Source organism: Amycolatopsis sp. NPDC023774 (assembly GCF_040639695.1).
Classification (GTDB): domain Bacteria; phylum Actinomycetota; class Actinomycetes; order Mycobacteriales; family Pseudonocardiaceae; genus Amycolatopsis.
The window spans coordinates 865,567-883,748 of the sequence record NZ_JBFAAJ010000001.1 but is presented as its reverse complement, the minus strand read 5'-3'; the positions used below and the strand labels follow the sequence as shown (position 1 = coordinate 883,748).

Genomic DNA, 18,182 nt, shown 5'->3' with positions numbered 1-18,182 from the left:
TTCAGCGGGTCATTGTGCCAGACGGGCTGACGGTGAGTTCAACCAACCCTCCTGGCCTGGTATTCCTCGGCCCAGGAGCCGTCAGCCCCGGACGCCGTGAAGGGCACCGCGCGGATTCCCCCGCGGTGCCCTTCACGGACGGTGAACCGGTGGAGCTCAGTCCTCGTCGTTCGCGCCGAGGGCCGTCTTCGAGACCTGCATGAGGAACTCGATGTTGGTCTTCGTCTTGCGCAGGCGCGAGATCAGCAGGTCGATGGCCTGCTGCGAGTCCAGCGCGTGGAGCACGCGGTGCAGCTTGTGCGTGACGGCGAGCTCGTCCGGCGAGAGCAGCAGCTCTTCCTTGCGGGTGCCGGACGGGTTGACGTCGACCGCCGGGAACACGCGGCGCTCGGAGATCTTGCGGTCGAGCTTGAGCTCGGCGTTGCCGGTGCCCTTGAACTCTTCGAAGATCACCGTGTCCATCGTGGAGCCCGTCTCCACCATCGCCGTGGCGAAGATGGTGAGCGAGCCGCCGTTCTCGATGTTGCGTGCCGCACCGAGGAACCGCTTCGGCGGGTACAGCGCGGTCGAGTCGACACCACCGGACAGGATCCGGCCCGACGCGGGCGCGGCCAGGTTGTAGGCGCGGCCGAGGCGGGTGATCGAGTCGAGCAGCACCACCACGTCGTGGCCCATCTCGACCAGGCGCTTGGCGCGCTCGATCGAGAGCTCCGCGACCGAGGTGTGGTCGGCCGGCGGGCGGTCGAAGGTCGAGGCGATGACCTCGCCCTTCACGGACCGCTGCATGTCCGTGACCTCTTCCGGCCGCTCGTCGACCAGCACGACCATGAGGTGGCACTCGGGGTTGTTCGTGGTGATCGCGTTGGCGATGTCCTGCATGATCGTGGTCTTACCGGCCTTCGGCGGCGACACGATCAGGGCGCGCTGCCCCTTGCCGACCGGCATGATCAGGTCGATCACGCGGGTGGTGAGCTTGTGCGACTCGGTCTCGAGGCGCAGGCGCTCGTTGGGGTAGAGCGGAGTCAGCTTGGTGAAGTCGGGGCGGCGCTTGGCCTCGTCCGGCTCCAGCCCGTTGATCGAGTCGACGCGCACCAGCGGGTTGAACTTCTGCCGCTGCTGCTCGCCGTCCCGCGGCTGGCGGACGACACCGGTGATGGCGTCACCGCGGCGCAGGCCGTACTTGCGGACCAGCGAGAGCGACACGTACACGTCGTTCGGCCCGGCGAGGTAACCCGACGTGCGCACGAACGCGTAGTTGTCGAGCACGTCCAGGATGCCGGCGACCGGCAGCAGGACGTCGTCCTCGCGGATCTCGGTGTCCGGCGAACCGCCTTCGGCGCGCCCGCCCCCGCTGCCCCGGCGACGGCGGTCGCGGAAACGACGGCCGCGACGGCCGCCCTCTTCGTCGTCCTCCGGGCCCTGCGAACGGTTGTCCTGCTGGCCGCGGTTGCCGCCGTCCTGCTGGTTGTTGCGCTGGCGGTTGTCGCGGTTGTCCCGGTTGTCCGAGCCACCGCGGTTGTTGTCGCGGCCGCCCTGACGCTCGGCGCGGTCACCACGGTCGCCACGCTGCTCACGGTCGCCACGCTGGCCACCGTCACGCTGGCCACCGTCACGCTGGCCACCGTCACGCTGGCCACCGTCACGCTGTTCGCGTGGCTCACGCTGGCCGTCCGGCGCGCCCGCGGCGCGGTTCGAGCCGCGGCGGCGACGGCTGCGGCCACCTTCCTCCTGCTGCCCGTCGGAGTTCTGCTGGCCGCCGTCGCGGTCCGGGCGCTCCTGCTGCGCAGGCTTCTCGGCCGGCGCCGTGTCGGTTCCGAAAGCCGAACCGTTGGTCTCGGCCTTGGGAGCCGGCGCCGCCTCGGCGCTCGGGGTCTCCGCGCGCTTCTTCTCGGCCCGGGCCGGCTCTTCGGTCTTCGCGGCCTTCGAGGCCTTGGGAGCCGGAGCGTCGCCGACGCCGTCGAGCGGGAGAGTCTCCGCCGTGGCGGTGCGCTTCTTGGTCTTGCCCTGCCGCTCGCGGATCGCGGCGATCAGGTCACCCTTGCGCATCCCCGTGGTCTCGCCCACACCCAGTTCGCCCGCCAGCTGGCGGAGCTCGGCGATGACCATCCCCGACAAGCCCCCGGTGCGGCGCTTCGGAGCGGCCGCGGCCCCATTCGTCTCAGCGGCCGCGGCGGGGGTCTCCACGTCGCCGCTCAACAGATCGGTGTTGCTCACACATGTCCTTCCTGACCGATCCACGCCTCCAGGTGGATCAGCGGACTGCCGCCGATCGCGTCTGATCGCGAAACGGCATTTGCTTCCGATGCGGGCGAGTCGCGCCTAGCCGTGCGGAACACAGCGAGAGCGTCGCCAGCACAGGGTGTTTGCCTCCCCCAAACGGAGGAAACGGAATTCGGCACCGCGCCGAAACCGGAAACCCGCCTGCGTCCTCCGCGTCCCGCTTGCCAGGCGGCGCAGATCTGGCGGATCGACGAAGGATGCGGACCGGAGGCTCGCGAGGAGCGAACAGGACCGGCATCGGGTGCGGAAACGCACGGTGATCGAACGCCCCCGAGGGTAGACCGCCCTGTGGGCCGGTGCAACAACCACCCCCCGCGTGGCGCACGTTCCACCCGCCACGTGACCGGGGCTTTACTGAGCCGCAACCTGAACACCCGTCAGGTCCACACCCAGCTCGGCGACGTCGAATCCGTGAACGTCGCAGTCCGGCGGCAATATTCCCGTCGTGGTGAGGGCGAGCACCGTGGGACCGGCGCCGGAGATCGTCGCGGCCACGCCGTGAGCACGGAGGGTGCGCACCAGCTCGGCGCTCGCAGGGTACGCGCTGGCCCGGTATTCCTGGTGCAGCCGGTCTTCCGTCGCCGCCAGCAGCAGCTCGGGTTTGGTCGTCATCGCGAGCACCGAAAGCGCCGTGCGGCCCGCGCTGTGCGCCGCGTCCGCGTGCGGAACGTGCTGGGGCAGCAGGCCACGCGTGGCGTCCGTGGACGACTTCAGCGCCGGGATCGCCACCACAGGACGGATCTTGGTACTGGGCTCCACACGCTCGGCGTGGAAGCGCCCGTTTTCGCACCACGCCACCACGAGCCCGCCGAGGAGGCTGGCGGCCGCGTTGTCCGCGTGGCCCTCGAACTCGGCCGCGAGCTGCAAAGCCCCGTCGTCGAGCGCGACGCCCGCCAGCGCGTAACCCAGCGCCACGCCGGACACCACGGCGGCGGCCGACGAACCGAGCCCGCGCGCGTGCGGGATCTTGTTGAAGCAGCGCAGGTGCAGGCCCGGCGGACGCACGTCGAAGTGCGCACACGCGCGGCGGATCGCCCGCACCACGAGATGCGTCTCGTCGGTGGGGACGTCGGCGACCCCGCCGGCGCCGGCGTCGACCACCTCGACCTTGAGGCCGTCCTCGACCACGTGCAGCTCGACGACGTCGTGGCGCGCCAGGGCCAGGCCCAGCGCGTCGAAGCCCGGGCCGAGGTTGGCCGTCGAACCCGGCACCACGGCCCGGAACGACGCGCCCACCGGCAAGCCCGAGGAGCCCGTCACCGCAGGTCCAGGGCTGCGGCGACCGCCGTGGGATCGACCGCGAGCGGCTCGACCTCGACGTTGCCCTCGAGCGCGGTCGCGGGGTCCTTGAGGCCGTGGCCGGTGACCGTGCACACGACCGTGCTGCCCTTCGGCAGCCGGCCATCCGCGGCGGTGGCGAGCAGGCCGGCGACGCTCGTGGCCGAGGCGGGCTCCACGAACACGCCCTCGCGCTCGGCCAGCAGGCGGTAGGCCTCGAGGATCTTCGCGTCGGTGATCGCCTCGAACAGGCCGTCGGACTCGTTCTTCGCCTTCACCGCGCCACCCCACGAAGCGGGGCTGCCGATGCGGATCGCGGTCGCGATGGTGTCGGGGTCCGAAACCGGTTCGCCCAGCACGAGCGGCGCAGCACCGGCCGCCTGGAAGCCGAACATCCGCGGCGTGTTCTTCACCACACCGTCTTCCGCGTACTCCGAATACCCGGCCCAGTAAGCGGTGATGTTGCCCGCGTTGCCCACCGGCAAACAGTGGATGTCGGGCGCCTGGCCGAGCGCGTCGCAGACCTCGAACGCGGCGGTCTTCTGGCCCGCGATGCGCACCGGGTTCACGGAGTTCACCAGCGTCACGGGGTAGTCGGCCGCGGTCTTGCGCGCGAGCTCGAGGCAGTCGTCGAAGTTGCCGTCGACCTGCAGGATGCGCGCGCCGTGCAGCACGGCCTGGGCGAGCTTGCCCATCGCGATCTTGCCCTGCGGCACGAGCACCGCGCAGGTGAGCCCGGCGCGCGCGGCGTAGGCGGCCGCCGACGCGGAGGTGTTGCCCGTCGACGCGCAGATCACGGCCTTCAGGCCGCTCGCCAGCGCGTGGGTGATGGCCACGGTCATGCCGCGGTCCTTGAACGAGCCGGTGGGGTTGGCGCCCTCCACCTTGAGGTAAACCGTGCAGCCCGTGAGCTGCGACAGGTGGGCGGCGGGCAGCAGCGGGGTGTTGCCCTCGCCGAGCGTCACCACCTGTGCGCCCTCCGGCACGGGGACGCGGTCGCGGTACGCCTCGATGATCCCCGGCCACGCGGTCAATCCGGTTGCAGTCATGCCGCCACCTCGATTCGGAGTCGCACGCTCGTCACTGGTGAGGCGGCGGCATGAATAGCGATTCGCTTGCAAGCTGAGCTCATTGGTCTTCGCCTTCCACCCGCATCACGCTGACGACTTGGTGCACCACGTCGAGCTTCGCGATTTCGTCCACAGTGGACTGCAGCGCCGCATCGGGCGCCAGGTGGGTGACCACCACGAGGCTCGCCGTGTCGTTGGCGTCACGCTGGCGCACGGCGGCGATGCTCACGCCGTGGCCCGCGAACGCTTGCGCCACCTGGGCGAGCACGCCCGCGCGGTCGGCGACGTCGAGGCTCACGTGGTAGCGCGTGGGCGTCTGGCCCATCGGGCGCACAGGCAGCGCGGCGTGCGCGGACTCGCGCGGGCCGCGACCGCCGACCACGCGGTTGCGGGCCACGGCGACGAGGTCGCCCAGCACCGCGCTCGCCGTGGGGGCGCCGCCGGCGCCCTGGCCGTAGAACATCAGCTCGCCCGCCGCGTCGGCTTCCACGTACACGGCGTTGAACGCGCCGCCGACCCCCGCGAGCTGGTGGCTGCGCGGGATCATCACCGGGTGGACGCGCGCCGAGACGGACTCCGCGCCGTCGTCGGCGGTCACGCGCTCGCAGATCGCCAGCAGCTTGACCGTGCGGCCCAGCACACGCGCGGCGACCAGGTCGGCCGCGGTGACGTCGGCGATGCCTTCGCGGTGCACGTCCTTCGCCGTCACGCGCGTGTGGAACGCGAGCGAGGCGAGAATCGCGGCCTTGGACGCGGCGTCGTAACCGTCGACATCGGCGGTCGGGTCGGCCTCGGCGTACCCGAGGCGGCCGGCCTCGTCGAGCGTCTCGGTGTAGCCCGCGCCTGTGGTGTCCATCGCGGAGAGGATGTAGTTGGTGGTGCCGTTGACGATGCCCATCACGCGCGTGATGCGGTCGCCGGCCAGCGATTCGCGCAACGGGCGCAGCAGCGGGATGGCGCCGGCCACGGCGGCTTCGAAGTACAGGTCGACACCCGCGGCGTCGGCGGCCTCGAACAGGTCCGCCGAGTGCTCGGCGAGCAGCGCCTTGTTGGCCGTGACCACGGCCTTCCCGGCGCTCAGCGCCGCGAGCAGCCAGCCGCGCACCGGCTCGATGCCGCCGACCAGCTCCACGACCACGTCGACGTCCTCGCGGACCACGAGCGCGGCCGCGTCGTCGGTCACCAGCTCCTGGGGCAGCTCGGGGTGCTTGTCGGGGCGGCGCACGGCGATGCCCGCCAGCTCCACCGCCGCCCCGGCGCGGGCCGCCAGCTCGTCCGCCTGCTCGGTGAGCAGCCGGACGACCTCGCTGCCGACCGTGCCGCAGCCGAGGAGGGCGACCCTGATCGCTCGTCGGTCCGATGGAGACACTGTGGACACTTCTCAAACCTCCAGGCGCAGCATGTCGTCCGTCGTCTCCCGCCGCAGCAGCACGCGGGCGCTGCCGTTGCGCACGGCCACCACCGCCGGGCGCGGCTGCCGGTTGTACCCACTCGCCATCGAGTAGCAGTAGGCGCCGGTCGCCGCGACGGCCAGCAGGTCGCCGGGAGCAAGAGTGTCGGGTAGCCAGCAGTCTCGGACGACGATGTCGCCGGATTCACAGTGTTTTCCCACGACTCGGGACAGAGTGGCGAGCACGGGCTCGTCACCTTCGCTCGCGGAGCGCGAAACCACCCGGCAGTCGTACACCGCGTCGTAGAGCGCCGTGCGGATGTTGTCGCTCATGCCGCCGTCGACGCTCACGTAGCGGCGGGTGGTGTTGTCACCGAGCGCGACGTCCTTGATGGTGCCGACCTCGTACAGCGTGATGGTGCCCGGGCCGGCGATCGCGCGGCCGGGCTCCCCCGCGATGCGCGGCACGGGCAGGTCGGCGTACGCGCACTCCTTGCGCACGATCTCGCGGATCTGCGTGATCATCTGTGCGGGCGGCGGCGGGTTGTCCTTCTCGGTGTAGGCGATGCCGAAGCCACCGCCGAGGTCCACGAGGTTGAGCTGGTCGAGCAGCTCGCGCCCGTGCTCCTTGGCGAGGTCGGCCAGCAGCCCGACCACGCGGCGCGCGGCGACCTCGAAGCCGTCGGCGTCGAAGATCTGCGAGCCGATGTGGCTGTGCAGGCCCACGAGCTTGAGCGACGGCGCGTTGAGCACGCGGCGCACGGCTTCGGCCGCGTCGCCGGACGCCAGCGAGAAGCCGAACTTCTGGTCCTCGTGGGCGGTCGCGATGAACTCGTGCGTGTGGGCTTCGACGCCGACCGTCACCCGCACGAGCACCGCCTGCACGACCTCGCGGCGCGCCGCGATCTCGGCGAGGCGGGCGATCTCGAAGTACGAGTCGACCACCACGGTGCCGACGCCGGCCTCGACCGCCGCGTCGAGCTCCGCGAGCGACTTGTTGTTGCCGTGGAAGGTGATCCGCTCGGCCGGGAAGTTCGCGCGCTGCGCCACGGCGAGCTCGCCGCCGCTGCACACGTCGAGGCTCAGGCCCTGCTCGGCCACCCACCGGGCGATCTCGATGGACAGGAACGCCTTCGACGCGTAATGCACCAGCGCCGGGTCGTCGAACGCCTCCGCGTAGTCGGCGCAGCGGGACTTGAAGTCGGCCTCGTCGACCACGAACAGCGGCGTGCCGTAGGTCTCGGCGAGGTCGCGCACGTCCATGCCGGCGATGCGCACGATGCCGTCGCCGGCGCGATAAGTGTTGCGCGGCCACACTTTCGCGGGCAGCTTGTCGAGCTCTTCAGCGCTCGCGGGCGGGAACCCGGAGGCGTCGGCATGGGGGTAGACGTCGGCGTGGCGGGGGCCCGCGGGGTGCGCCATTTCTTACATCCGTTCCGGAGCTGAGACACCGAGCAAGGACAGGCCGTTCGCCAGCACCTGGCGCGCGGCCTCGCACAGCGCGAGCCGTGCGAACGTGAGCGGGGTGGCCTCTTCGTCGCCCTGCGGCAGCACCCGCCCCACCGTGTAGAACTTGTGGTACGCGCCGGCCAGCTCCTCGAGGTAGCGGGCGATGCGGTGCGGTTCCCGCATCTCGGCGGCGCGGCGGACGGTGGCGGGGAACTCGCCGATGGTGCGGATCAGGTCGCCCTCGGCGGGGAGGACGAGGAGTCCGAAATCGACATCCGCGGTGTCCTTTCCGGACTTCAGGCCGAGATCGGCGGCGTTGCGCTGCAAGGAAGACAGCCGGGCGTGCGCGTACTGCACGTAGTAGACCGGGTTGTCGTTGCTGTGCTTGCGCAGCAGGTCGAGGTCGACGTCCAAAGTGGAGTCGACGGAGTAGCGAATGAGCTCGTAGCGCGCCGGGTCGACGCCCACGGCCTCCACGAGGTCCTCCATCGTGATCACGGTGCCCGCGCGCTTGGACATGCGCACCGGCCTGCCCTCGCTCACGAGGTTCACCATCTGGCCGATGAGGACCTCGACGGTGTCCGGGTCGTCGCCGAACGCGGCCGCGGCGGCCTTCAGGCGCGCGATGTAGCCGTGGTGGTCGGCGCCGAGCATGTAGATGCACAGGTCGAAGCCGCGGTTGCGCTTGTCCTTGAAGTAGGCGAGGTCGCCGGCGATGTAGGCCGGGTTGCCGTCCTTCTTGATGACGACGCGGTCTTTGTCGTCGCCGTACTCGCTGGACTTGAGCCACCAGGCGCCGTCGGCGAAGTAGAGGTTGCCGGAGTCCTTGAGCTGCTGCACGGCGGCGTCGACGGCGCCGGACTCGTGCAGCGAGTTCTCGTGGAAATACACGTCGAAGTCGGTGCCGAACTCGTGCAGGCTCTGGCGGATCTCGGTGAACATCAGCTCGATGCCGACGCTGCGGAACGTCTCGTGTCGCTCGGCCTCGGGCTGCGACAGCGCGCTGGGCTCCTGCTTGAGGACCTCGGCGGCGATGTCGTTGATGTAGCCGCCGGCGTAGCCGTCCTCGGGAGCGGGCTCGCCCTTGGCGGCGGCGATCAGGGAGCGGACGAACCGGTCGATCTGGGCGCCGGCGTCGTTGAAGTAGTACTCCCGGGTGACGTCGCCGCCCTGTGCGGAAAGCACCCGGCCCAGCGCGTCGCCGACCGCGGCCCAGCGCGTACCGCCGAGGTGGATCGGGCCGGTCGGGTTGGCCGAGACGAACTCGAGGTTGATCTTGCGCCCGGTGAGCGCGTCACCGCGGCCGTAGGCCTCCCCCGCGGCGAGCACCTGGCGCACGACCTCGCCCTGCGCGCCGGCGGCGAGGCGGAAGTTGAGGAACCCCGGGCCGGCGACTTCAGCTGCGGCCACGCCGTCGGCGGCCGCCACGACCTCGGCCAGCGCCTCGGCGAACTCCCGCGGCTTGAGCCCGGCCTTCTTGGCCACCTGGAGTGCGAGGTTCGTCGCGTAGTCGCCGTGGTCGGGATTGCGCGGGCGTTCGATGGTCACCTGCTCCGGCAGCACGGCGGCGTCGACGCCTCGGGCGTCGAGCACCTGCACGGCGGAGGCGCGGACCAGGTCGGCGAGAGCGGCGGGAGTCACTCGCTGAATTCTAGGTGTGCCCAGGTCGGACGCTTACGCCGGTCCGACCTGGGTTGCCGCACATCACCCGGGAGTGATCGTGAGAGGTGTTCACGGTGATCAGACGTCCGGTCTCTACACTGGCCGACGGGCAGGGTCCGTCCGGATCCCTCCATCATCTCACGAGGAGATCGCGGCAAACCATGGCGAAAGGGACAACCAGTAAGAAGGGGACGTCCGCCGGCGGAGCGCGCGGCAAGTCCGCGAACGCGGTGAAGGCCGCGCGCGGCAAGTCCGTCGTCAGCAAGAAGGGCACTCCGTGGGGCACCATCGTCGGTGTCGTCGTGGTGGTGGCCCTCTTGGCCAGCGTCGTCACCTACTACATGGTGAAATCCGCTCCGCAGCGTGACCAGAAGTCCCGCGAGGAGGCGGCCTCGTCGTTCGCGCCGACGGCCAGTGACCCCGACCCGTCCAAGAAGATCCCGGGTGTGATCACCGCGACCTACACCGGTTCGGTGCACGTGCTGCCCACCGAGCGCGTGGCGTACGACCACAGCCCGCCTTTCGGCGGCCCGCACGACGGCAACTGGGCGGCCTGCAACGGCGTCGTCTACCCGACCGCGGTGCGCACCGAGAACATGGTCCACACGCTCGAGCACGGCGCCATCTGGATCGCCTACAACCCGGACCTCGTCAAGGGTGACCAGGTGGACCTGCTGGCCGCTCGCGTCAAGGGCAAGACCTACATCTCGATGTCGCCGTACCCCGGCCTGGACAAGCCGATCTCGCTGCAGTCGTGGGGCCACCAGCTCAAGCTGGACAAGGCCGACGACCCGCGCATCGACGAGTTCATCGCCGCGCTGCGGACGAACCCCAACGGCGTGTACCCCGAGATCGGCGCGTCGTGCGACGCGCTCGGCCCGGGCCAGTTCGACCCGAGCAACCCGCCGCCGTTCGACCCGAGCAAGCCGGGCCCCGACGCGAAGCCGATGAACTACCAGGGCAGCTCCGGTGCCGTGGGCGAGCAGGGTGCCATGCCGGGCACCTCGGGCCAGCCCGGCGCGCCCGTCACCTCGCCGTCGGCTCCGGCGGGACAGTGATCTCACGGTGAGTACCGAAGCCGACCTCGAACCGGACGTTGACGAGGCCGGCGAGCGCCCCACGTGGTCTCGCTGGGTCGTCATCGGCGGGTCGATGCTCGCCGTGCTGCTCATCGGCGTGGCGATCGGCGTGTTCGCCTCGCGGCTCACCGACGGCAGCGACGCCGCGCCGGCGACCCCCGGCGCGGGTTCGGTCGAAGTCGGCTTCGCGCAGGACATGTCGACGCACCACCTGCAGGCCGTGACCATGGCCAACTGGGCCCGCGACCACAGCACGGACCCTGAGGTTCGGCAGCTCGCGTTCGACATCGAGTCGTCGCAAACCGAGCAGGTCGGGCGCATGAAGGGCTGGCTCATGCTGTGGGACCAGCCCGAGCAGGCGCCCGGCGCGTACATGACGTGGATGACCGAGCCGATGGGCCACGCGGGTATGCAGATGCCCACCAGCTCGCCGGCCAACGGCGCCCCGATGCCGGGCATGGCCACCGACGCGGAGATCGCCAAGCTGCGCTCGCTGACCGGCCGCGCGATGGACGTCGACTTCCTGCAACTGATGCTGCGCCACCACCAGGGCGGCACGGCGATGGCGGAGTACGCGCAGGACCACACGAGCATGCCGGCGGTGAAGGCACTGTGCCGCAGCATCCTCGTGTCGCAGGGCGCGGAGATCAACCAGATGAAGCTGATGCTGCAGGCGCGCGGGGCGGCTCCGCTTCCGGCGTCCTGAGTTCCTTGTTCCGGGGCCGCTCTCGTCTGTCGAGAGCGGCCCTTTTCATCGCTGCTTCCAGTCGGCGAACCGGATACGCGCGATCTCCTTGACGTCGCCGACGGTGCCCCACTCGTCGCCGCCGAGACGGGCCAGCGGCCGCAACCGCCCGATCACGGGGTGGTCGCCGTCGAGCACGTCCTCGGCCACCGCGACGTGCACCACCCGGCCGAACACCACCGTCGACGTACCGAAGCCGACCGTGCTGTGCAGCTCGCACTCGAACGCCACCGGCGACTGCGCCACCCGCGGCGGCTTCACCTTCGTGCTGGGCTCGCGCATGAGGCCCGCGGCGTCGAACTCGCTGTGGTCGGGCGGGAAGTCGGTGCCCGTGTCGTTGATCTTCTCGAAGAGATGCTCGGGCGCGAGGTTCACGACGAACTGCCCGGTGGCCTCCACGTTGCGCAGCGTGTCCTTGCGCCCCACCGACGTGAACTGCAGCACCGGCGGCGCAGCCGACGCAACCGTGAAGAACGAGTGCGGCGCCAGGTTGTCCACGCCGCTGCCCGACGTGCTCGACACCCACGCGATCGGCCGCGGCACCACGGCCGCGGTCAGCAGGCGGTAGAAGGCGAACGGGGCGACGTCGGCGGGATCGAAGTCCTTGCGCATGCCCGTTGGTCTACCAGGTCGCCGCGGTGGACACGGCGTGCACCTCGGTCACCGCGACCGGCTCCCGCACGAAGGAAGGAGCCGTCAGGACCGGTTCCCCACGACGTTCCACTCGCCCGGCTCGGCCAGCGCCAGGACGTGGGCCAGGCCGGCGTCCTCGAAGGCGGGCCGGAATGTGTCGATGCCCTCGGAGAAGTGTGCCCAGCCCTGGATGTGGGCGGGCAGGACAGTCTTCGCGCCGAGCACCGCGGCCACGGCGGCGGCGCGCTCGGAGGTCAGCGTCAGGGGCCGGCCGGCGAACTTCGCCGCGACGCGGGCGGCGCCGGCGAAGAGGACGGCGATGTCGATGGGCTGCACTTTGCTCGCGATCTCGGCGGCCACGCGGACGGACGCGTTGTCGCCGCTGAGGTACACGGTCGGCAGGCCGGTGCCGGAGAGCACGAAGCCGATCACCTGGGAGTTGATGTACCCGGTGTCGTCGCGGTCGCCGTCGGCGGGCCCGTGTTCGGCCGGAACCGCCTGCACGGTCAGGTCGCCACCGCCGTCGCCGCGGGGGATGGTGATCGTCTCCCAGGCCTCGAGGCCCCGGGCGTTGGCGCCGAGCAGCTTCGCAGAGTTGACTCCGGTCAGGAGTGTCTTGGCAGCGAGGGCGTATTCCTTGCCCTTGACGTCGAGGTTGTCGGGGTGGGCGGCGTGGCTCACGAGCACGACGTCGACGTCGCCGAGCCCGGCTTCGTCGACGGCCGGGCCCTCGAGCTTGGTCAGGTAGGCGTGCGGGCCCGGTTCGTCGAACGTCGGGTCCACCACGAGCCGCAGGCCCGCGATGTCCACGACGGTGGTCGGCCCCTCGATCACCCCGATCCCGAACTCCTGCCGCTGCGAACTGATCCGCTCACTCACGAGCATGCCCCTTGGTCGTCTGTCGGCAGGCGCGCTCATGCCCGCCTGCTCCTCCTGCGCCGCTTGAAGATTGCCCCGAACGCGGGGAACCGGTGACCGGTGACCGGCTCAGATCCCGTCGGATTCGGTTCAGCGCCACGGCAGGGCGTTCGCCCGTCCCGGGTGAAACCCGGCTACCAGGACAGCTCCTGGCACCGGCGCGCGCACTGCGGTCCTTCGACCTGCAGCGTCGCGTGGTCGATGGAGTACCGGGCGGACAGGAGGTCCTGCGCCTTGGTGAGCACGGTGGACTGCTCGCCCTCGTCGTTCATCGTGAGGTGGGCCGACGCGACCTCCATGCCGGAGGTGAGAGTCCAGACGTGCAGGTCGTGAACGTCGGAGACACCCGGCAGGGCCGCGAGTTCCGTGCTGATCGCACCGACGTCGACGGTGTTCGGCGCGTGCTGGAACAGGATGCGCAACGCGCGGCGCGCCAGGGTCCATGTGCGGGGCAGCACGAACAGGCCGATGGCGACACCGATGATCGGGTCGGCGTAGCGCCAGCCCGTGGTGAGGGTGATCGCGCCGCTGATCAGCACGCCGACGGAGCCGATCAGGTCGGCGAGCACCTCGAGGTACGCGCCGCGGACGTTGAGGCTTTCGCGCGCGCCCGAGCGCAGCACGAAGAACGACACGATGTTGGCGACCAGGCCGGCCCCCGCGGCCAGTAGCACCGGCAGGCCCGCCACCTCGGGCGGGTCGGTGATGCGGCCGATGGCCTCCACCAGCACGTACCCGGCGACGCCGAACAGCAATACCGCGTTACCCAGCGCGGCCAGCACCTCGGCGCGGTACATGCCGAACGTGCGGCTGAGCGTCGGCCCGCTGCGGCGCGCCAGGACGATCGCGGTGAGCGCCATGCCGACGCCCAGGACGTCGGTGAACATGTGGGCGGCGTCGGAGATCAGGGCCAGCGAGCCCGTGGTGAAACCCACCACGAACTCCAGCACCATGAAGCCCGCACCGATGACGAGAGCGACCAGCAACGCACGCAGGTAGCGGCCGGATGCGCTGGCCGGGGCGGCAGTGTGCCCATGTCCGTGTCCGTGGCCCATGGCTCCGCCTCCCGTCGTTTCCGCAGGTCACCATCGGTGCGGGGACTGTCGCCAGGCCCACTTCGCAATATATAGTCGCATGCGCATATGTGCAATACAGGCAAGCCTGAGTGCACTGTAATCGGGCACACAGGCGGATACCCATCCCCCGGATGAGCGCTCCCGCCTGGTGGGATCAGCGCACCAGGCGGAAGAACTCGCGCACCTGCTCGACGAGCGACTCCGGCTCCTCCATCGCGGCGAAGTGCCCGCCGTGCGGCAGCTGTTCGAACCAGCGCAGGTCGGTGAACCGCAGCTCGGCCTCGCGGCGCGAGGGCCGCGTGATCTCCTTGGGGTACAACGAGATCCCGGACGGCGCGGTGACCTTGCCCCGGAACCCCGTGTCGAAGCTCTCCCAGTACAGCCGCGCCGACGACGTGGCCGAGGCCGTGAACCAGTACACGGAGATCGCATCGAGGATCTGCCGGCGGGTCAGCGCGTCTTCCGGATGGCCGTTGTTGTCGGTCCACGCCCAGAACTTCTCGGCAATCCAGGCGGCCTGGCCGGCGGGCGAGTCGGTGAGGCCGTAGCCGAGCGTCTGCGGGCGCGTGGACTGCTGGCCGGAGTAGCCGCGGCCGGTGCGGCCGAACTCCTTGGCCGCAGCGAGCGCGGCCTGCTCCTCGGGCGTCGGGTCGTCGAACTGCCCCAGCGGCGCGGCCGCCATGTTCACGTGGACCCCCGCCACCCGCTCCGGCGCGACCTCGCCCAGTGCGCCGGTCACGGCCGAGCCCCAGTCGCCGCCCTGCGCGCCGTAGCGCTCGTAGCCGAGCGAGACCATCAGGCTGTCCCAGGCCCGCGCCGTACGCTCTACACCCCACCCGGTCTTCGCCGGCTTGTCGCTCCACCCGTATCCGGGCAGCGACGGCGCGACCACGTGGAACGCATCCGCCGGGTCTCCGCCGTGGGCCCGCGGGTCGGTGAGCGGGCCCAGTACGTCGAGGAACTCGAGCACCGAGCCGGGCCAGCCGTGCGTGATCACCAGCGGGAACGCGTCCGGCTCGGGCGAGCGGACGTGCAGGAAGTGGATGCCGAGCCCGCCGACGGTGTCGCGGAACTGCGGGAACGCGTTCAGCCGCTCGGCGAAGCCGAAGTCGTAGTCCTCGGCCCAGGCGCGGCACAGCTCCTGCGCGTAGGCCAGCGGCAAACCTTGGGACCAGTCGTCCACCGTCTCGGCCTCGGGCCACCGCGTGCGGCGCAACCGTTCCCGCAGGTCCGCGATGTCAGCCTCGGTCACGTGGGCCTCGAACGGTTCCGCTGCCACCCCTGCTCCCTCCGTCGGCAAGATCAACGCTAGCAGTGCCGACCCCGAAGGTGACCCCCTGCGGAACACCGGGCGAACCGGGGTGCGCTAAGCTGACGTGGTCGCGCAGCGATGCGCCCTTGTAGCTCAGGGGATAGAGCACTGCCCTCCGGAGGCAGGTGTCGCAGGTTCGAATCCTGCCAAGGGCACACTTCTTCACCACACGAAAACCGGTCCCTACCAGCGAGAACGCGGTAGGGGCCGATTCATGTCGTTCCCGGCCAACCACGGCGGACCGCGCCCGGATACGGGAGCCAGCGTGCAATGCGCGTACACGTTCACCGCGGCGGGTTGCCTAACACGTTCTCGATCTTCCGCTTTGCAGCTTCCTCGCCACCGTCGAGGAAGCTGGCGTAGACCTCCAGCAGCACGCTCACCGACTGACCGGCCCATTGCGCGACCGTTGCCGCCGGCACCCCGGCAGCCAGCCAGGTGCTCACTGCGGCGTGGCGGAAGTCGTACGGTCGGCCGGCAAGTGGCCCTTGCAGAACGTCCGGCGTGAAGGTCGTCTGTCGGGCCGCGCGAGTCACCTTGGATCAGGTGACTTTAGAGAGACCGCTCCCCCGCGTTCGCCGACGAACAGGCGCCCGTCTGGGCCGGACCCGAACCGCTCGATGTGGCGCCAAGGGCGCCGGTCAGCTCCGGCGCGCGTGGCACCGGCCGCACCTCGCCTGCCGCTCGCGCCTTCAGCGCTCGGTCCTCGCCGACCTCGCCCGTGTCCGTCGACAAGCGGTCTACATAGGGTCGGGCCGTTTCCAGGTAGATCGTGCCCTACTCGAACACGAACTCACCCGTCACCGGGTCGCGCTTCGGTGTCGGCAGAGCCAAGTGCTCCTTGCACAGGTTGGTGGCTTCCTCCGGTCGACCTTGCGCCTGCCCTTCGGCAGCTTCGTCCACTTCGCGCGGGAGTGGGTTGCGGTCCAGCACGCTGAGTTCGTCCTGTGCGTAGTCGAGGGCGTTGGTATTCGGCCGTGCTGACCATCTTCGTGTTGCGCAACAGCCAGTCGAGGACACGCGCCGCGTCTGTCGGAACGGTCCCGGCCTTGCGGCGCGGCGGGTTGTATCGCCGTTGCTCCTGCTGGAACATCTCCGCCGCCTGCTGCGAACGAAGCCGAAGTTCGCTCGTAGCCAGGGAAACCGGCGCGCGGCGGTCACACGCAAAACGGCGCCGCCGGGCGAGTTCGCCCCGGCGGCGCCGATTCTCCCGACGGTCAGCTGTGTGAGATCGTCAGCCCGTAGAAGGCGACGCGAGCGCCCTTCGTCGTGCTGCTCGACGAGGACTGGTTGTACGAACCCGCCTTGAAGTACTGCTTGTACGCCTTGAACGACGAGGGAATGCTGTAGTGCGTCGTGCTGCCGTTCACGGTGAGGTCGATGGTGTTGCCGCCGGAGATCCCGATCGTGTAGCTCCAGGTCTTGCCCACCGCGACGTGGCCGACGGTGTGCAGGGTCTGGCCGCCGTCGGGCGAGTTCTCCGTGCCCAGCACGATGTCGCCGCTGGAGCGGTAGTACAGCTCCAGCAACGGTTTCGTCGACGAACCGCCGGTGCCGAGGTGGACCTGGCCGACGCACACGTTCGACGTCACCGACACCACGCGCAACGTCGCGTTGAGCTTGTGCGATCCGCTCAGTGCCCAGTTGGCGGCCGAACCGTCGCGGTTCATCTCCCGCAGCTCGGATCGGGCGTAGTTCGAATTGGGGGTGGTGACACCCTTTTCCGGCGCCCAGAACGTCATCGCGCCGTCGCGCGTGTCGGTGTAGAAATAGCTGTCCTGGAACCCGTTCGGCCCTTGCAGCCGGGAGGACGAGATCGTGGTAGGCGAGCCCGGTGAGCCGACCGGCTCCTGGAGCTGCCAGGTCGAGAGGTCGAAGTTGCCGCCGGGAGCCACGGACGGGCTGCCCAGGACGGACTGACCGGTGGCCGGCGCTGCCTCCGCGGACAACGCGGTTGCAGCAACGAAAGCGGGAATCGCCAGCACGACGAGCGCGGCGCGCATGCGCATCGCAGTTTCCTTTCGCACGGTGGGGACCTCTGTGCCATTTATTCAGATATGTGAATTAATGTGGTGGAAACCCGGCGGCGAAAGGAACGTTAAGGTTGCGGTCGCATCAAGTCAAGGATTGACATGACGCGCGACCCGGTGCTGGTCTGAACCACCTCCGATCACACGACTGCCTGGCCCGGCTCACGAAGGAAGGTACGTGGCCGCGGATCACCGGCGAGCTAACCGCTTTCAGCGCTCGACTGGCGTGATGCGGGTGTTGCGGAGGTGCTCGTAGACGATCGACGTGCGGACGTCGGCGACTTCGGGCCGCGCGGTGAGCTTGTCGATCACGAAGGCGTACAGGCTGGCGTTGTCGGGGACCGCGACGTGGAGGATGAAGTCCTCCGTGCCGGTCGTGACGTAGAGACCGAGGATGTCCGGCAGCGTGGTGACCCAGTTGCGGAAGCCTTCGATGACACGGCGCGACGGCGGGCGCACGCGGACCGCGACTAGGGCCTGCACCGAGCGGCCGATGGCGGGCAGGTTCACGTCGAGGGTCGCGCCCTGGATGATGCCGCGCCGGCGAAGCGCGCGGGTGCGGTCGAGGGCCGTGGTGGGTGAGACGCCGACGGCGGCAGCGACGTCGCGGTTGGTCTTCCGGACGTCTGACTGCAGTTCCCGCAGGATCGCCTTATCAAGTTCGTCCACGTCCGCCTCCGAGCCGCCCTGACCGATACTTGTGCGGATCATAGGCGAATTTACTGACGGATCACCTAGCTTACAGACCAGTGCACTGTACGAACAGTCAGGGAGGTCCGGCTTTGACCGAGGAAAGTTCGCCGATCGGATTCGCTCCGGGTGAGTTCGATCCGACCGTGTCGACGCGGGCGGCTCGCCTGAAGTGGGTGGTCGTGGTCGACGGCAGTCTGCCGCCGGGTCGCGCGGTGAACGCGGCGATCTGCGCAGCCGCGGCGACGTCGCCGAACATCACCGGGCTGCTCGGCGACGACGCCGTGGACGCCGACGGCCAGACGCATCCCGGGCTGCCGTGGACGGGGTGCTCGGTGCTGGCCGCCGACGGGCCCACCCTGCGCACCATCCGCGCCAAGGCCGCGGCGTCGCCCGGGTGCTTCGTGGCGGACATGCCGGTGGTGGCGCAGCACACGCTGGTGTACGCCGACTACCTCGCCGGCGTGAAGGAAACCGCCTGCGAGGAGCTCGACTACTACGCGGTGAGCATCGTCGGGCCGCGCAACCGGGTGGGTAAGATCGTCGGGAAACTGTCATTGCTCGCGTGAC

The 18,182-nt window shown here is 70.0% G+C and carries 17 protein-coding genes and 1 tRNA gene; 4 read left to right on the top strand and 14 right to left on the bottom strand.

Annotated elements, in window-relative coordinates; genetic code table 11:
• Positions 1-156 precede the first annotated feature (156 nt).
• The 6 genes from rho to argS all read right to left on the bottom strand — a co-directional run bounded on the left by rho (position 157) and on the right by argS (position 9,108).
• Positions 157-2,214 (bottom strand): transcription termination factor Rho, encoded by a 2,058-nt coding sequence (gene rho, locus AB0F91_RS04420; protein WP_360594638.1) that lies wholly within the window; start codon positions 2,212-2,214, stop codon positions 157-159.
• A 417-nt stretch (positions 2,215-2,631) separates the two neighbouring features.
• Positions 2,632-3,540 (bottom strand): homoserine kinase, encoded by a 909-nt coding sequence (thrB, locus tag AB0F91_RS04415; protein ID WP_360594637.1) that lies wholly within the window; start codon positions 3,538-3,540, stop codon positions 2,632-2,634.
• Entirely contained in the window at positions 3,537-4,607 is a 1,071-nt protein-coding gene (gene thrC, locus AB0F91_RS04410) for a threonine synthase (protein WP_360594635.1), read from the bottom strand. The genes thrB and thrC overlap by 4 nt, the downstream gene beginning before the upstream one ends.
• 79 nt (positions 4,608-4,686) lie before the next feature.
• Positions 4,687-5,997 carry a homoserine dehydrogenase gene (locus AB0F91_RS04405; RefSeq protein ID WP_360595157.1) on the bottom strand — a complete coding sequence of 437 codons (1,311 nt, stop codon included), beginning with the start codon at positions 5,995-5,997 and terminating at the stop codon, positions 4,687-4,689.
• Between the two features lie 12 nt (positions 5,998-6,009).
• Positions 6,010-7,440 carry a diaminopimelate decarboxylase gene (gene lysA / locus AB0F91_RS04400; RefSeq protein WP_360594633.1) on the bottom strand — a complete coding sequence of 477 codons (1,431 nt, stop codon included), beginning with the start codon at positions 7,438-7,440 and terminating at the stop codon, positions 6,010-6,012.
• A 3-nt stretch (positions 7,441-7,443) separates the two neighbouring features.
• The gene (gene argS / locus AB0F91_RS04395; RefSeq protein ID WP_360594632.1) at positions 7,444-9,108 is read right to left on the bottom strand and encodes an arginine--tRNA ligase; all 1,665 of its coding nucleotides are present in this window, start codon (positions 9,106-9,108) and stop codon (positions 7,444-7,446) included.
• A 251-nt stretch (positions 9,109-9,359) separates the two neighbouring features.
• Here argS and AB0F91_RS04390 point away from each other — a divergent pair, with 251 nt between their 5' ends.
• Entirely contained in the window at positions 9,360-10,187 is an 828-nt protein-coding gene (locus AB0F91_RS04390; protein ID WP_360595156.1) for a DUF3105 domain-containing protein, read from the top strand.
• A gap of 7 nt (positions 10,188-10,194) precedes the next feature.
• Positions 10,195-10,914 (top strand): DUF305 domain-containing protein, encoded by a 720-nt coding sequence (locus AB0F91_RS04385; RefSeq protein WP_360594630.1) that lies wholly within the window; start codon positions 10,195-10,197, stop codon positions 10,912-10,914.
• A gap of 45 nt (positions 10,915-10,959) precedes the next feature.
• Here AB0F91_RS04385 and AB0F91_RS04380 read toward each other — a convergent pair whose 3' ends face one another.
• The 4 genes from AB0F91_RS04380 to AB0F91_RS04365 all read right to left on the bottom strand — a co-directional run bounded on the left by AB0F91_RS04380 (position 10,960) and on the right by AB0F91_RS04365 (position 14,859).
• Positions 10,960-11,565 (bottom strand): flavin reductase family protein, encoded by a 606-nt coding sequence (locus AB0F91_RS04380; RefSeq protein WP_360594628.1) that lies wholly within the window; start codon positions 11,563-11,565, stop codon positions 10,960-10,962.
• An 84-nt stretch (positions 11,566-11,649) separates the two neighbouring features.
• On the bottom strand, positions 11,650-12,465 hold the full coding sequence (locus AB0F91_RS04375; RefSeq protein WP_360594627.1) for an MBL fold metallo-hydrolase: 816 nt from the start codon (positions 12,463-12,465) through the stop codon (positions 11,650-11,652).
• Between the two features lie 173 nt (positions 12,466-12,638).
• Positions 12,639-13,559: a cation diffusion facilitator family transporter gene (locus tag AB0F91_RS04370; RefSeq protein ID WP_360594625.1), complete on the bottom strand. Its 921-nt coding sequence runs from the start codon at positions 13,557-13,559 to the stop codon at positions 12,639-12,641.
• A gap of 175 nt (positions 13,560-13,734) precedes the next feature.
• Positions 13,735-14,859 (bottom strand): epoxide hydrolase family protein, encoded by a 1,125-nt coding sequence (locus tag AB0F91_RS04365; RefSeq protein ID WP_360594623.1) that lies wholly within the window; start codon positions 14,857-14,859, stop codon positions 13,735-13,737.
• Between the two features lie 115 nt (positions 14,860-14,974).
• Between AB0F91_RS04365 and AB0F91_RS04360 the strand changes: the two genes are divergently transcribed.
• A tRNA-Arg gene (locus AB0F91_RS04360) sits at positions 14,975-15,047 on the top strand.
• A gap of 129 nt (positions 15,048-15,176) precedes the next feature.
• Here the strand turns inward: AB0F91_RS04360 and AB0F91_RS04355 are convergent.
• The 4 genes from AB0F91_RS04355 to AB0F91_RS04340 form a co-directional block, all read right to left on the bottom strand.
• Entirely contained in the window at positions 15,177-15,338 is a 162-nt protein-coding gene (locus tag AB0F91_RS04355) for a hypothetical protein (RefSeq protein ID WP_360594621.1), read from the bottom strand.
• A 331-nt stretch (positions 15,339-15,669) separates the two neighbouring features.
• Positions 15,670-15,825 carry a hypothetical protein gene (locus tag AB0F91_RS04350; RefSeq protein WP_360594620.1) on the bottom strand — a complete coding sequence of 52 codons (156 nt, stop codon included), beginning with the start codon at positions 15,823-15,825 and terminating at the stop codon, positions 15,670-15,672.
• A gap of 284 nt (positions 15,826-16,109) precedes the next feature.
• A complete protein-coding gene (locus tag AB0F91_RS04345) occupies positions 16,110-16,919 on the bottom strand; it encodes a polysaccharide lyase family 7 protein (protein WP_360594618.1) in 810 nt (269 codons plus the stop codon).
• A 213-nt stretch (positions 16,920-17,132) separates the two neighbouring features.
• Entirely contained in the window at positions 17,133-17,591 is a 459-nt protein-coding gene (locus tag AB0F91_RS04340) for an Lrp/AsnC family transcriptional regulator (protein ID WP_360594616.1), read from the bottom strand.
• Positions 17,592-17,704: 113 nt separating this feature from the next.
• Here AB0F91_RS04340 and AB0F91_RS04335 point away from each other — a divergent pair, with 113 nt between their 5' ends.
• Entirely contained in the window at positions 17,705-18,181 is a 477-nt protein-coding gene (locus AB0F91_RS04335; protein WP_360594614.1) for a DUF2000 domain-containing protein, read from the top strand.
• Position 18,182 lies beyond the last annotated feature (1 nt).